General features: G+C 49.9%; 12 protein-coding genes, 1 other RNA gene and 1 pseudogene. 7 read left to right on the forward strand and 7 right to left on the reverse strand.

The genetic code is table 11. The features are described from left to right. Window positions 1–161: 161 nt before the first annotated feature. A pseudogene (locus tag ACN0YN_RS23635) lies at window positions 162–514 on the forward strand (transposase); the annotation flags it as partial. 467 nt (window positions 515–981) lie between these two features. Here ACN0YN_RS23635 and ACN0YN_RS23640 read toward each other — a convergent pair. Further along, entirely contained in the window at window positions 982–1575 is a 594-nt protein-coding gene (locus ACN0YN_RS23640; protein ID WP_417387498.1) for a recombinase family protein, read from the reverse strand. A 223-nt stretch (window positions 1576–1798) separates the two neighbouring features. On the opposite strand from ACN0YN_RS23640, the gene ACN0YN_RS23645 reads away from it, so the two are divergent. Together ACN0YN_RS23645 and ACN0YN_RS23650 are read left to right on the forward strand one after the other, a co-directional pair. Beyond that, complete coding sequence (locus ACN0YN_RS23645; RefSeq protein ID WP_417387499.1) at window positions 1799–2230, forward strand: heavy metal-responsive transcriptional regulator; 432 nt, start codon at window positions 1799–1801, stop codon at window positions 2228–2230. Next, entirely contained in the window at window positions 2227–3666 is a 1440-nt protein-coding gene (locus tag ACN0YN_RS23650; RefSeq protein ID WP_417387500.1) for a copper ion binding protein, read from the forward strand. Before ACN0YN_RS23645 ends, ACN0YN_RS23650 begins: the two co-directional genes overlap by 4 nt. On the opposite strand, the gene ACN0YN_RS23655 is transcribed toward ACN0YN_RS23650, so the two are convergent. The 4 genes from ACN0YN_RS23655 to ssrA form a co-directional block, all read right to left on the reverse strand. Beyond that, entirely contained in the window at window positions 3663–3896 is a 234-nt protein-coding gene (locus tag ACN0YN_RS23655; RefSeq protein WP_417387501.1) for a hypothetical protein, read from the reverse strand. The genes ACN0YN_RS23650 and ACN0YN_RS23655 overlap by 4 nt on opposite strands. A 203-nt stretch (window positions 3897–4099) precedes the next feature. Beyond that, on the reverse strand, window positions 4100–4963 hold the full coding sequence (locus ACN0YN_RS23660; protein ID WP_417387502.1) for a hypothetical protein: 864 nt from the start codon (window positions 4961–4963) through the stop codon (window positions 4100–4102). 131 nt (window positions 4964–5094) lie between these two features. Beyond that, window positions 5095–6837 carry a tyrosine-type recombinase/integrase gene (locus ACN0YN_RS23665; RefSeq protein WP_417387503.1) on the reverse strand — a complete coding sequence of 581 codons (1743 nt, stop codon included), beginning with the start codon at window positions 6835–6837 and terminating at the stop codon, window positions 5095–5097. 209 nt (window positions 6838–7046) lie between these two features. Next, window positions 7047–7403, reverse strand: a transfer-messenger RNA (tmRNA) gene (gene ssrA / locus ACN0YN_RS23670). A gap of 292 nt (window positions 7404–7695) precedes the next feature. Here ssrA and ACN0YN_RS23675 point away from each other — a divergent pair. Together ACN0YN_RS23675 and ACN0YN_RS23680 are read left to right on the forward strand one after the other, a co-directional pair. Next, window positions 7696–7941, forward strand: coding sequence for a hypothetical protein (locus tag ACN0YN_RS23675; RefSeq protein ID WP_417387504.1), 246 nt, complete (start codon window positions 7696–7698; stop codon window positions 7939–7941). A 163-nt stretch (window positions 7942–8104) separates the two neighbouring features. Then, window positions 8105–9190, forward strand: coding sequence for an alpha/beta hydrolase family protein (locus ACN0YN_RS23680; protein ID WP_417387505.1), 1086 nt, complete (start codon window positions 8105–8107; stop codon window positions 9188–9190). On the opposite strand, the gene ACN0YN_RS23685 is transcribed toward ACN0YN_RS23680, so the two are convergent. Further along, entirely contained in the window at window positions 9187–10365 is a 1179-nt protein-coding gene (locus ACN0YN_RS23685; RefSeq protein ID WP_417387506.1) for an LptF/LptG family permease, read from the reverse strand. The two genes, ACN0YN_RS23680 and ACN0YN_RS23685, sit on opposite strands and share 4 nt — an antisense overlap. A gap of 507 nt (window positions 10366–10872) precedes the next feature. On the opposite strand from ACN0YN_RS23685, the gene ACN0YN_RS23690 reads away from it, so the two are divergent. Then, on the forward strand, window positions 10873–11187 hold the full coding sequence (locus tag ACN0YN_RS23690; protein ID WP_417387507.1) for an Hpt domain-containing protein: 315 nt from the start codon (window positions 10873–10875) through the stop codon (window positions 11185–11187). A gap of 19 nt (window positions 11188–11206) precedes the next feature. Here ACN0YN_RS23690 and ACN0YN_RS23695 read toward each other — a convergent pair whose 3' ends face one another. Next, the gene (locus tag ACN0YN_RS23695; RefSeq protein ID WP_417387508.1) at window positions 11207–11539 is read right to left on the reverse strand and encodes a hypothetical protein; all 333 of its coding nucleotides are present in this window, start codon (window positions 11537–11539) and stop codon (window positions 11207–11209) included. Between the two features lie 288 nt (window positions 11540–11827). Here ACN0YN_RS23695 and ACN0YN_RS23700 point away from each other — a divergent pair, with 288 nt between their 5' ends. Further along, the gene (locus tag ACN0YN_RS23700; protein WP_417387509.1) at window positions 11828–12316 is read left to right on the forward strand and encodes a hypothetical protein; all 489 of its coding nucleotides are present in this window, start codon (window positions 11828–11830) and stop codon (window positions 12314–12316) included. Window positions 12317–12318 lie beyond the last annotated feature (2 nt).

Genomic DNA, 12318 nt, shown 5'->3' on the forward strand with positions numbered 1-12318 from the left:
CTGACGTAAAGCAAAGGCGATTTGTTCTTCTGTGTAGCGTTTTCGTTTCATAGATCTGATCCTTTTCCTGAATACAAGATAACAAATTCTCTCGCATTCCGCATGGATCAAGAAACGGGGGGAAGGTCACAGTCTTGGACATAGTTTAGGGAGAATGAGAGATGCCGAGAAAACGATTTACTGTTGAGCAGATTATTCAGAAGCTTCGTGAAGCGGAGGTCGAACTGGCTCATGGCAAGACGATTAGCCTGGTCTGCAAACAACTTGGAATCACCGATCAGACTTACTACCGCTGGCGTAAGGAATACGGTGGTATCCGTACCGACCAAGCCAAACGACTCAAAGACCTGGAAAAGGAAAATGCACGCTTAAAGCGGCTGCTGGCAGATGCGGAACTGGATAAGGCGATCTTGAAGGAAGCCGCCTCGGGAAACTTTTGAGCCAGGTCAAGCGATGTCAGGCTGTGACTTACGTTCGTAATACTTTGGGAGCTGAGATCGTTTCTGAACGCCAGCCCAGCTGGCGTGCGTATTGTCCCGAGCGATCCGGTCTGGTCAGACGGCCTGTTCTGGTAGCCATGGCGTTCCTTTTTTGTCCCACTTGAAAATGGAGGCAGTGTCCGATAAGCAAGAATAGGCGTGAAATCGGACCCGGAAAAGCCCCTTATCGGACAATTAATCGGACACTGAGTCGGACATTTGCTCAAAAATGGGGGTTTGGGACAGCAGTATTGGGACAGCTGAATTCTGTAACCCAAATGAAAAAGGCTACTTACCGGAAATGGTAAGCAGCCTTTAAAGTGGAGGCGGCGGGTCTTTGGTAGTGATTTTAGCGTGTGTCGTAAGTGCTGAAACCAGCGTGGTTTCGGGGTTTTGACCGTTTGGGGTGTAGGCTGAAAATCAACATTTCGACCCCTCAGATCAACATTTTCAGGGGGCGAAAATCAACACTTCCCGACCCCATGTTCGTCGGTGAGGAATGTTACACCTTCGCCGGTTCGCTACCAAGATACCGAAAGACTGTGCGTTCACTCACGTCGAGTGCATTGGCGATTTCAGGGGCGGTCATTCCCTTGTCCCGAAGCTCCCTTGCCCTCTTGGGTTTCCCCTTCGTTGTTCCCTTCTGGCGTCCCTTGTAGACGCCTTTCTTCTTTGCGACTTCGATACCGGCAGCTTGGCGTTCCTTTCGATACTCCCATTCGATTTCCGCCAATCCCAAAAGCAGGGCGGCAAGGGTGCGACCGATAGCACCGTTGAACTCAAGCTGTTGGGTCACGACGACGATCTTCAAGCCACGGTCTGCCCAATCCGCCAGAATGGTCACACCGTCTTGGAGACGACGTGAGAGCCGATCCAGCTTCCACAGAACGACCGTCTTGACCTTCCCCGAGAAGATGTCTCCTTGAAGGCGGTCGAACGCTGGTCGCTTTGTAGTGCGTCCAGACTCCTTGTCGGCATACCACTCAACCTGTTCAGGGTCGATGCCGTTGGCGTCCATCCACTTCTGGATTTCGGCACGCTGGCTGTCATCCTTCTGGCGATGGCTGGAAACTCGAACGTAGGCGGCAATGGTCATGGTGGTCTCCAAGTAGGTTCACCATGATTGTATCGCCGATGTCGGCACTGTCAAGTAGGGTAAAGGCATAATGACATGCCTTTGTCGATGAGAAACGACCTGAAAGCAGGCGTTTTTTCATCGAAACTCGCTCCGACCCTTTTTGGCAGTAGAAATTCACTGGGACGGGCTTGACTCTGTAGTATGCTACAGGGTCGATAATACATGACAGAGAGGAAATCCCATGAAGCCAATGACTATCGGACAGGTCTCAAAGGAGTCGGGCGTCGGTATCGAAACCGTGCGTTTCTACGAACGAGAAGGTTTGATCCCCAAGCCTGACCGTTCAGCATCGGGCTATCGGCAGTTCGATGAGACGACAATCGACCGACTGCACTTCATCCAGAGGGCGAAGGAACTGGGGTTCACACTTGGAGAGATCAAAGAATTGTTTGACCTGCGAGTCGATCCCACAACGTCCTGTGCTGATGTGAAGAACAAAGCAGATGCGAAGGTTGCGGACATCGACGGGAAAATTCGGTCGTTGCAGAGAATGAAGAAGGCACTTGTTCGACTGACCAAAGCATGTGGGGAAAACGTGAAGACTTCTGAGTGTCCGATTTTGGACGCTTTGGAAAGACGACCCAAAAGATCAACAAAGGAAACGAACACATGAAAACCACAACTGCCACCAAGACTGAATGCCCCAACTGCGGCACGGCGGGAAAGACCGTCAAGCCTGTCACACTTCGGGCGTTGCTCAAGGAGCAATATGCTTTGGAGGTTGCGGCGGAAGAACATGACGATTGTGAGGTTGGATGCCGACCCTCAAAGGGTAATACAGGCTGGCGGTTCTGTGCTTCGACTGGTTGTGATGTGGTCTACTTTGGCGAGCAAAACGGGATCACGTTCACCAAAGATCAACTCACTGTCGAAGTCGGTGTGAAAGAAACCACGGGTGAGCGTCCGCTTTGCTACTGCTTTAGTCATTCAGTCGCCAGCATCAAGGAAGAACTTCAAGCACGAGGTTCATCCGAAGCACTGGAAGACATTCGAGCAAAGATGAAGAACGTCGGATGTTCATGCGAAGTGACAAATCCGTCAGGTTCGTGTTGTTTGGGTGCTGTCGCAAAGGGGGTTGAAACCGCCAAGAGTGAACTCCCCGCCAAATTGTCAAACAGATCGTCGTCAAGCAGGGCTGAGACCGTTACAAAAGTTGGAACAGTTCTCTCGGCAATCATGGCGTCCGCTTGTTGCTGGTTGCCATTGGTTCTACTGGCTGTGGGCGTCTCCGGTGCGGGGATTGCCGCCACGCTGGAAGCCTATCGTCCCATTTTCATGGTTGTCACCTTCGGGTTTCTGGGTGCGGCATTCTACCTCACCTACCGTCCCAAGAAGTCGGCATCGGGACAAAGTTGCTGTGCCACGACCGAGGGGGAAGACTGCTGTGCCACGAACAACACTGGTCGGCTCAACATGATGTCCATGAACAAGATCATGCTGTGGGGCGTCACCGTGGCAGCAATAGCATTCCTGCTCTTCCCCAATTACGTCGGGACTCTGTTTGGCACGGGAGGACAAGCCACAGTAACCGAGAACATGCACAGGTCGGTGTTCAAGATTGAAGGCATGACCTGCGATGGTTGTGCGACAACAGTTTCACAAGCTATCAGCCAAGTTTCCGGTGTTCTAGCAGTTGATGTCAGCTACGAACAAAAGCAAGCAGTCGTCGGCACAAATGCCCCTGTCCAAAGTAGTGCCATCGAAGACGCTCTCACGAAGGCAGGATACAAGGGGGAACTTGTAGACTCTGAGACTTCACCTGATGTTATTCCGTCAGACACGACAAATGGAAATGAGCCGTCCCAACAGGATGAAGTCACAGAACTTCGCCACACGGCTCTGACCATTGAAGGCATGACGTGCGAACATTGTGCGACTGCACTTCAAGAGAGGCTTGCAGGGTTGCCAGAAGTCGCAGAAGTAAAAGTGGACTTCAAAAGTAAGAAGGCGATTGTGTCCACCCCATCGTGTTGTGCTTTCCCGACTGACAAAATCCTCACCACGATCAAAGCCGCAGGGTTTTCAAGTGCGGTAGATGAGTCCGATTAGGGTGCTGTTTTCTTTGTCGCTGGAATGCTCGGCTTGGGAGGCTTCGCCACATTTGCAATCGTTGGCTTGAACGGCTTTGGCATTAGAGGCTTTGGGGGATACAGCTTCCGCCTTTGCTGGTTCGTCATTGGAGTCGTGTTGATGCGTGGCATTCCAACCCAGCGGGGCTTGTCGGGTGCGAGTGAGCCTTCTCGGTATTGAATGTATTCGATGAATGATGTGAACCGCATGGAAGTATTTACGATCATGGGTTCAATAAAAAAAAGAACCGACGTAGCCGATAGTGAAGAACGATGATCGGAACTGAAATGGAGGGGATTTGCAGGGAGTTGTTCCAATACAATTTTTGTAACACAGACGGACTAGGGTAGCCCTGCTGAAACACAACAACAGACCTCCAGCAAGAAGTAGTAACCTGATGAGTGGTAAGTAGTTACGGCGAACCAGCGTTTGGCGTTATTAGCCACGGGTCGTCGTCCCAATCAACGGCTATTAGCCGCTCGATCCAGTCTTGAACCGATGGAGCATCAGACCAATACCCGAAGGATCGTTCAATTCTGGATCGTGGAACGCCATCTCCCAGCATGTCCGCAACATGATCGACCAGCTTCACCACATCGGTATTTTCTAGTCCCTCTGCGATCTTTGCTTCAATGGCTTTAATATCCGCCCACATCTTCGTCTTGCTTTTTCCCTGTTCCCAAAAATTTCCAATCGTGCCAGCCTTGCGAAAGCCAAGATGCGGCTTGAACAAGAGTCGCTTACGTCGATACAGGTCTTTGACAACCTTTCCTGCTTTGGTCGTTCCTCTAATTTTCGCCTTCACAACGTAGTATGCCAAGTGCCATTGAGACTTGATTTCCTCGACTCGCTTTCGCCACACCACTTCGCTTCGGGGAGGCATGGAGTCTTCAATAGCGGCTTTGAGATCGTCCGATGATATACGGTTCTTGACGATGATGTGATAGTGGATTTTGTTCAGTCGATTAACTTCACGAACCCATAGGCAAACGACGCCTTTTCTTTTCAGCTTCCGAGTGACCTTGTTCCACATCGGAGCGACATATTCTGGCGAGACTTCTTCGTTGAGGTTCAGATGGACAACCCAAGTGTAGGGGCGTTTCATCAACTTCCTGTTGCGGTTGATGCACATTGCCCATTGTTTGGCTTCATTGATGTAGCCCTCAACAGTCTCCGTCCAGCCCTTCGCTGGATATTGGCTCGGCTTGTGATATGTGGGGTTCGTCTGGAATAATTTTCCATCATCATCACTACAATACTGTGAAGGTGTCTTCATCGTCGTCTGGTCTCAACTGGTCGGCAAACTGATTTCTGAGCCGTGGTGTTATCTGGCATCACGGCTCTTTCTATGGTAGTGACGATGTTTCTTTTTCTTTCTTCCTGTTGTCGTGTTGTTCCCTATTACTATTAGGTAGCCCGTTCTTCGTCGGAGAAAGGTTCAGCATCCCGAAGTCCTGCCCGATCCACATGGCGATAGACCGTCATCACAGAGACTTTGGTTTTTCGAGCAATCTGGGCGACAGGGACATCCGACTTGAACAATTCCAAAATTTGTAATGCTCGGTTCTTGCCGATGTAGTCCTTCGGTGGTTGCTCAAAAGCGTTGCCTTCCGTTTGGAGTAGCGGACGGATGGTTTCCCCATACGCTTTCTGAGCCTCATACAGCTTCTGCCACGGAATGTTCACATAGGCAGATAACACCTTGTCTTCCGATGGAATGCCGTGAGCTAGGATCATGCTGGCGGCTTCCGCATCTGCCATTTCGATGACTCGAATTGCCGCCGTCTTACGCAACTTCCCAAAACTGTAATCATGGAAGTCGGGATGGTCTTTTTTCACTCGCCCCTTCAGGTCATTCCATCTCTTTGTGATGCCATTGTTGTAGTTGCCGGTTTTCGTCCGAGACCATAATGGATTACCTCCCTTCTCGGCGAGAAAAACAATGTCCTTGCTTTGGTCGGTCTTGGGGAGTTGTTCACGTCGGCTGAGTTCCCACTGCAAGCCTTCGATAGTTTCTTCCCATAGATGATGGCGAGTATCGTTGCCGGTCTTGAACCGAATGCCGTCAATTTCTTGGGTCTCAAACTTCACATAAGGAATGCGAAGGTTGCCGATTTCACCTGCACCGAACGCACAGTTGAGACCGAGCAAAATGAGGACACGTTCGGCAGGGGTGGCATACCGATACAAAATTTGTATTTCATCATCTGTGATACGCCACTTTTCCTTTTTGAGCTTCTGTTGATGCTTTTCTTCTGCCGTCAGCGGTGACACCTTGTATGCGACTTTCCGAAAACGTGGCGGCTCAAACCAACTCCAATCATCGGACAGGTCAAGCCAGTCAAAAAAGTGCTTGATCTTTTTGTTGATGCTCCCTGCCGACTTGGTTGTCATCCTTCTGGTTAGCTTGCTCTCAAACGTGAGGGGTCGCTTCCGTGTGGCATCGACCATCTGTTGAGCTTTGGCGACAGTCAGGTCGGCAAGATCGGTTTCAAGTAGTCTCAATGAAACCTGTTCTCCGTTCTTCACTCCTTTGGCAACCGACATATACCGTCGCCATGATTTCACTTGGTTGAACTGCGTCCGACCCCATGTGGAGAGACTTCCATCAGGAAGCATGGCATCTGATTTCAGAGACTCCATGAAAGCATCGACGGCTTGACCAACGGTCTGACCTGTTGGGTCATTATCTGGGTTCGAGCCGGTGAGCTTCGACCTTATGAGCCGGTTTCGTCGCTGGTCGGCTTCAACCGCCCTGAGAGCGTCTGTGAAGTCTTCGGAGGCTTCTGGCTGAAAGAGTTCGCCATCCATGTTGAGATACGCCAGCGTCTTAGCGTAGGTCTCTGAGGACTCCTGAACGGCATCGGTCTCATTCACTCGAAGTGACAACCGAGGCAGGACGGCTTTCTTGCCCTTTGCGATCTTCTTTGCGGCTGAAAGAAACTCTGCGACCCACGAACCGCCGTAGAACTCTGCGGCTTGGGCTTGGGTCTCGAAAAGTGCGAGGATCAACCTGAGTCGTCGTTTCGCTTCCGCCTTGTCACGTCCGAGGCGGAAGTTCTGTTTCGTCCCTTTCTCATCCTCACCAACCCATCGGTAAAAAGTTCCGTCTTTGGCTTGTTTGAGTTCGGTGTCGTAGATGGTCGTCATCGTGCCGTCTCTGATGGAGTCGTGTTGTTGATTTCGAGCCTACCATACCCTTATTGGGAGAATGGCGGAAGCCCAAAATCAACAAAGCACCCCTCAGAAATCAACAAAACCGGCGTGGTTTCGGCGTTTTCAGGCTGGAAATGTTAGCCAGAAATGTCCGTAACCACCAATAGAAACAGCCACTTGCGAAAATCGCAAGTGGCTGTTTGTGATGGAGGCGGCGGGAATTGAACCCGCGTCCTGTGAACCCTCAGCTAAAGCCTCTACGTGCATATTTTATCGTTTGTGTCTCGTTTCTTTGGGCACGATAAACAGAGCCTTTGGGAAACCAGTCCACCACGGATCTCGTATCAGACGGAGCGGACATTGATCTGATACCAGCCTGATTTTGTGACCAGCAGTCGGACTCCTCAGACAGGGATTCCTAAGCCGGGGTTGCTATATTAAGCAGCCATTGAAAATTGCTTGTTTGCAATTATGTTGTGATCAGCTTTTTACGTGGCCAACTGATCAACCACGGCACGCCACCCTAACATACGGTGAACCAGTCGAATCCGATCGCCCCCGTGTTTCAAGTAGTACGTTTCTTTTAATACGTCATTGGGGAACAGAATGATCAATCTAATTGAAAGAAAATCTGCTCCTGTCCTATTATTATCAGCAGGTCAGCCGGAGTCAATTTACTCTGTTTACCGAAATTCTGATCACAGAACAATTTATTGTCTCAACTCTCTGTTTTTACTGCATTTTCCGGATTCCGGCGTCAGTCAGAAATACCGGCAAAATTTCAAGATTTGACACCCGACAGCGAAGACCGGGCAGATGACAATGACCGGTTATTTTGCTCAGGAGAGCCCCATGGGAGACATTGATGTCACTGGTATATTCACTGTTGTTTGTCTGGCAGGTCTGCCTCTGGTAATCGGGATGACTGCGGTCGTCAGCCATTACTGGTCTAAAACGGTGTGCCATCAGGAAGATGTGAATCTGAAGCATCATCTGCTGGCCGCCGGGATGTCAGCTGAAGAAATTGAACGGGTCCTCAACGCCGGGAAGTCGGAGCAGAAGTCATCTTCTTCTGAATCCTGGTCCGGTTTTGAATAGGTTTCCCTGTTTGCAATCTTTTCTCTTCAACCGAAAAATCTCTTTGAAATCGGTCTACATTCCCCGGTGTCATTCTTCTAAAATAGGTCGAGTCATACAGCGTGTCACTGACAGGAAACAGTGGCTGTTTTTATCTCACAACTCAACGGGAAGTTTATTGGTTATGGATTGTCTGCTTCACCTGTCACTGAAACGACGTCTCTGGGTTACTGGTTGTGTTTTGCTCTGCCTGGTCAGTCTGCCAGGCGTGGGTTGGGCCGAATCGAAGACTGCCGATTCTCTGTTCGTAGACATTCCAGAGCAGGGGGAGGTTCACTTCGAGACCACGCAGGACGAAGATAAGGTACCTGCACGCTTCCATCTGGAGTCTCACACGTTTCCGTTTACCTGTGAATTTAAACGGATGAGTGGGCCGGTGAAGGTGTATGATGTCACATTTCCCTCCCCTGTGAAGACGGCAGTGGGAGAAAACAATACGGTGCACGGGCATTATTATCAGCCGGAAGGTCCCGGACCGTTTCCAGCCTGTGTGTGCCTGCATATTCTGGGTGGGGGTTTTGAACTGTCTGAGATGTCAGCGAATTCACTGGCGCGCCAGGGGATTGCGGCGCTGACCATCAAAATGCCTTATTATGCAGAACGACGCGGCACAGGAGCACAGAGTCGGCGGAGGATGATTTCTTTTGTGCCCGAGCATACGGCGGAGGGGATGACCCAGGCTGTGCTGGATATCCGACGGGCGGCGGCATGGCTGGCGAGCCGTCAGGAAGTGGATGCAGAGCGACTGGGAGTGACCGGCATCAGCCTGGGGGGCATCATGTCGGCGTTGTCGGCTGAAGCGGAGCCGCGCTTCAAGAAAGTCGCCATCTATCTGGGTGGTGGCAATCTGGCGCTGGGGATCTGGGAAAATCCGCATCCGGATGCCAAACGGTTTCGTCAACACTGGCTGGAAAACGGGGGCACTTATGAATCATTTCTGAAAATCATGTCCCCCGTCGATCCGCATACGTATGGCAAACTGCTGCAGGATCGTGATGTTTTGATGGTGGCTGCGAAGCATGATGAGATTCTTCCCCCGAAAAGCGCGGTGGCATTATGGGAATCGATGGGTAAGAAGCCGGAACTGGTCTGGCTGGATGCGGGACATATCTCGGCGGCGTTGTATATCTTTGGAGAAACGCGTCGCCTGACGACCTTTTTCTCAGACTGGGATCGCCAGAAGCGAAGTGCCGACTCGACCGGTTCTTAGTTTCGCAGCACTTTTCGCAACATGTGAATGGCGATGATCAGCAGTCCTGCATTGCCGACCCAGAGTGACCAGGTTGGTTCAATTTTGCCCAGCTTGGCGAGGTTGATTGCCAGCAGGACGATGGGGTAATAAAAAAGTAGAATCGGCAGGAACACCAGAAAGAAGCTGGTGAGGAACTGTCGGCGTGCCTGGGCAATGGAGAAGGGGCAGCCCACCAGTACAAAGAAGAAGCAGCTGCAGCTTAAAGCGAAACGGCTGGAGAGAGCCGTCTTGAGTTTGTTCTGGCGTTTTTCCTGGAGCTGATTCTGGGGGAGATCCGTGTTGACTTCTGGTGACTGAAAACGCTCAAAATCTCCCAGCGCTAACAGCATGGCCACTTCAATATCACGCTGAAATTCGAAATCGTTTTTCATCTCTTCGAGCTCATTGAGCTCAGATTTGATGGATTTCACACTCATGTGCCTCGGTTTGGCCATGGTGGTCTGACTGGGAAGCGGGAAGGGAAACGTATCTTTTTCGACAAAGAAACGCGGCTTTCCCGGGAAGTCGATATGCCCTTTGGAAATGTGCAGAATGACCTGCTGATTGGTGAGATCAAATTCCAGGGTTGCTTCTTCCGCCTGCAGATGGACGGGCTTTTTGTTGGGAGGCGAGTAGCGAAATGTGGGGACGAGCAGGGTTTTCTCGCGCACGCCCATGACAGTGATGGAGATCCCACTGGTCGGGTCATGGATCTGGTTTTGTGAACGCAGTTTTTCCAGGAAGATGGTTTCGAGTTCGCAGGCGATGGTGTTCTCGATATTTTTTTCCGCCCAGGGAATGATCTGGTCACTCAAAATCAGCGAGCCCAGACTCAGGAAGCCTCCCAGAATAAAAGAAGGCCAGAGGAGTGAGAGCACATTGATCCCCGCAGCCTTGGCGGCAGTAATTTCCTGGTCTCCGGCGATGCGACCATAAACCACACAGACTGTGAGCAGGAGAGTCGCAGGAATCGTAAAGGGGAGCATACTGGGAACGATGAACGGCAGGATCTTTAAAACCAGAATCACACCCAGACCCTGGCTGGTTGCCTGCTGGAACGCGCCAACAAATACCAGCAGGACGGTCAGTACTGTAATCATGAGTGTAAAAACGCGCAGTAATTCGAAGAGAACGTAGCGCTGTAACAATCGCATGGCAGGGATATGTTAATCTAGATCTAAAGAGAAAGAATTAAAGGATTTAGTTCAAACTGATTTCAGTCTGAATTGGGGCGTGAATCCATTTTGGTTCCGGTAATGCCGACTCGGGAATCAACACGATGCCCTTTGTCGAGAATATTGAAAATCACCGAAGGTGTATAAGACAAGAAGCCGGATTGAGTCAATATCAGACGGTGGATACGTGTTCTTGTGTTTATTGTGAAGCGCTCTGTAAATCCTGTGTATTACGTTAGTTTGGATAGAACTCGTATCGGCAAATCTGGCTTAATCAGTACATTCATTTCTCCTGCCGGAATTACTTCGCTCGTAAATCGGATAAATGAACCTTTTTTACAGCACGCGAAATCCCCCAAACTATTAATAGAATGTGTAGCAAGTTAGAACTGATGTCGTCGCCCGCTGAAAGAAGTTCTGAAACGCAAATCTAATAATTGAAATAAGATCATTTTGGGACCCTGAGTTGGATTGGAGTACCTTAATATGTTAGATGCCTTAGAAGACACCCCGGTTCGATCGGCATTTTGTGATGATGAAGATTTCCATGAGCTGATCGAAATGTTCGTCGATGGAATCGAAGAAAAGAAACAGTTTTTGAGTCAGACCGTGACTTCTGACCAGATCGATCAACTTAAAACACTGGCGCATCAGCTCAAAGGCGCCGGAGCCGGCTATGGATTTAATGAACTCTCCGATCTTTCTTCTCATCTGGAAGAAGCCTGTAAATCGGAAGATCGGATCGAAATCGCTCACCAGAAAGAGCTGTTGTTACATCATCTGAATCGGATTGTCGTCTGATTTCGGATCAAATCTAAATTTACGCAGTCAGTCGATTGATCAGTTTTGAGAGTGCGACGATGCGAGTGATCAGTGCTTTTGCAGTTTGAACTCCCGGAAGTCCCATTCCCTGCCGGTCAAAAAGAATCGATGTTTTACGATGGCTTTTAAAGGCCGGCTGGACTGCATCTACTTCGCTGCAGATCGATTTCCACTCGGATTTCAGATTTGCAGGCACGGACTCGGGGATCTGCTCCTTTAGTTTCTGAATTTTTTCAGAAAGATCCAGGAGCAGATGTCTCGCATCGTAATCGGCTCTCTGGAACTGGGTGACAATCTGTGACAGTTCCTGTTGAAATTCTTCAATGGTCATTTCTTGAATCTCTGGCTCTGGGTGTTCACTTTGAGTTCGGCCAGGAAAAGTATTGATCGGGATGAATACCGGTCTAAATACAGAGGATCATAGTTTCAGCCGCTAATTTTCAGGGTTCTTATTGACCTGAGCCGTTAATTATTAGTAAAAATGATCATCAAACGCTACTGCACGTCATGCAATTTCAATATTTTAAGCCAGCAGACCGGGGGCTATAATGGGCTTCACGGTTGCTGACCTCGAATAGAAATCACAAAACATTCATGTTGCATTCTCAGGGAGTCTTTCATGTCCAAGGTTAGCCAGGTCGCTGTCGGTTTACTGCTGATTACCGTCGGTTATGTTTTAGGCGCGTCACAAAGTTTTCAAAGCACAGTGTTGCATGCACAGCAGGCTTCCGGTACTCCCACTGAAGAGACCGAAGATAAAATCAAACGCGGGGTGAAGCAACTGGCCGAAGCACAGTCATCGCTCGAGCAGGAAAATTTCATGCGACCTGCCACAAAAGGGTTGAATGCATTTGCTGTCTCCTGTGGCGGAGTGAATGCTCTGGATGACCTTGAAGCAGGGAATGGTGTTGATCCGGAAACATTCGCCGGTCTGTATGCAGGAATGGCCAAACCAGATATTGCAGCGCAGCTGGGACGGGACGATCAGGGTAGAATTACCTATAAAAACAAGATCGTTCGTATGTATCCGGTCTCTCGTCTGAAAAAAATGTATGCGACCCGGTTGAAATATCTGGGTGAAAACCAGGACGACGCCGACAGTTTTTAATG

This window comes from Gimesia sp. (assembly GCF_048260065.1).
GTDB lineage: Bacteria > Planctomycetota > Planctomycetia > Planctomycetales > Planctomycetaceae > Gimesia.

Bases quoted from the DNA above. Each gene is read 5' to 3' on its own strand.
- ACN0YN_RS23645 (WP_417387499.1), top strand. From the start codon at position 1,799: ATGAAGCCAATGACTATCGGACAGGTCTCAAAGGAGTCGGGCGTCGGT.
- ACN0YN_RS23680 (WP_417387505.1), top strand. From the start codon at position 8,105: ATGGATTGTCTGCTTCACCTGTCACTGAAACGACGTCTCTGGGTTACT.
- ACN0YN_RS23675 (WP_417387504.1), top strand. From the start codon at position 7,696: ATGGGAGACATTGATGTCACTGGTATATTCACTGTTGTTTGTCTGGCA.
- ACN0YN_RS23640 (WP_417387498.1), bottom strand. From the start codon at position 1,575: ATGACCATTGCCGCCTACGTTCGAGTTTCCAGCCATCGCCAGAAGGAT.
- ACN0YN_RS23650 (WP_417387500.1), top strand. From the start codon at position 2,227: ATGAAAACCACAACTGCCACCAAGACTGAATGCCCCAACTGCGGCACG.
- ACN0YN_RS23655 (WP_417387501.1), bottom strand. From the start codon at position 3,896: ATGCGGTTCACATCATTCATCGAATACATTCAATACCGAGAAGGCTCA.
- ACN0YN_RS23695 (WP_417387508.1), bottom strand. From the start codon at position 11,539: ATGACCATTGAAGAATTTCAACAGGAACTGTCACAGATTGTCACCCAG.
- ACN0YN_RS23660 (WP_417387502.1), bottom strand. From the start codon at position 4,963: ATGAAGACACCTTCACAGTATTGTAGTGATGATGATGGAAAATTATTC.
- ACN0YN_RS23665 (WP_417387503.1), bottom strand. From the start codon at position 6,837: ATGACGACCATCTACGACACCGAACTCAAACAAGCCAAAGACGGAACT.
- ACN0YN_RS23700 (WP_417387509.1), top strand. From the start codon at position 11,828: ATGTCCAAGGTTAGCCAGGTCGCTGTCGGTTTACTGCTGATTACCGTC.
- ACN0YN_RS23690 (WP_417387507.1), top strand. From the start codon at position 10,873: ATGTTAGATGCCTTAGAAGACACCCCGGTTCGATCGGCATTTTGTGAT.
- ACN0YN_RS23685 (WP_417387506.1), bottom strand. From the start codon at position 10,365: ATGCGATTGTTACAGCGCTACGTTCTCTTCGAATTACTGCGCGTTTTT.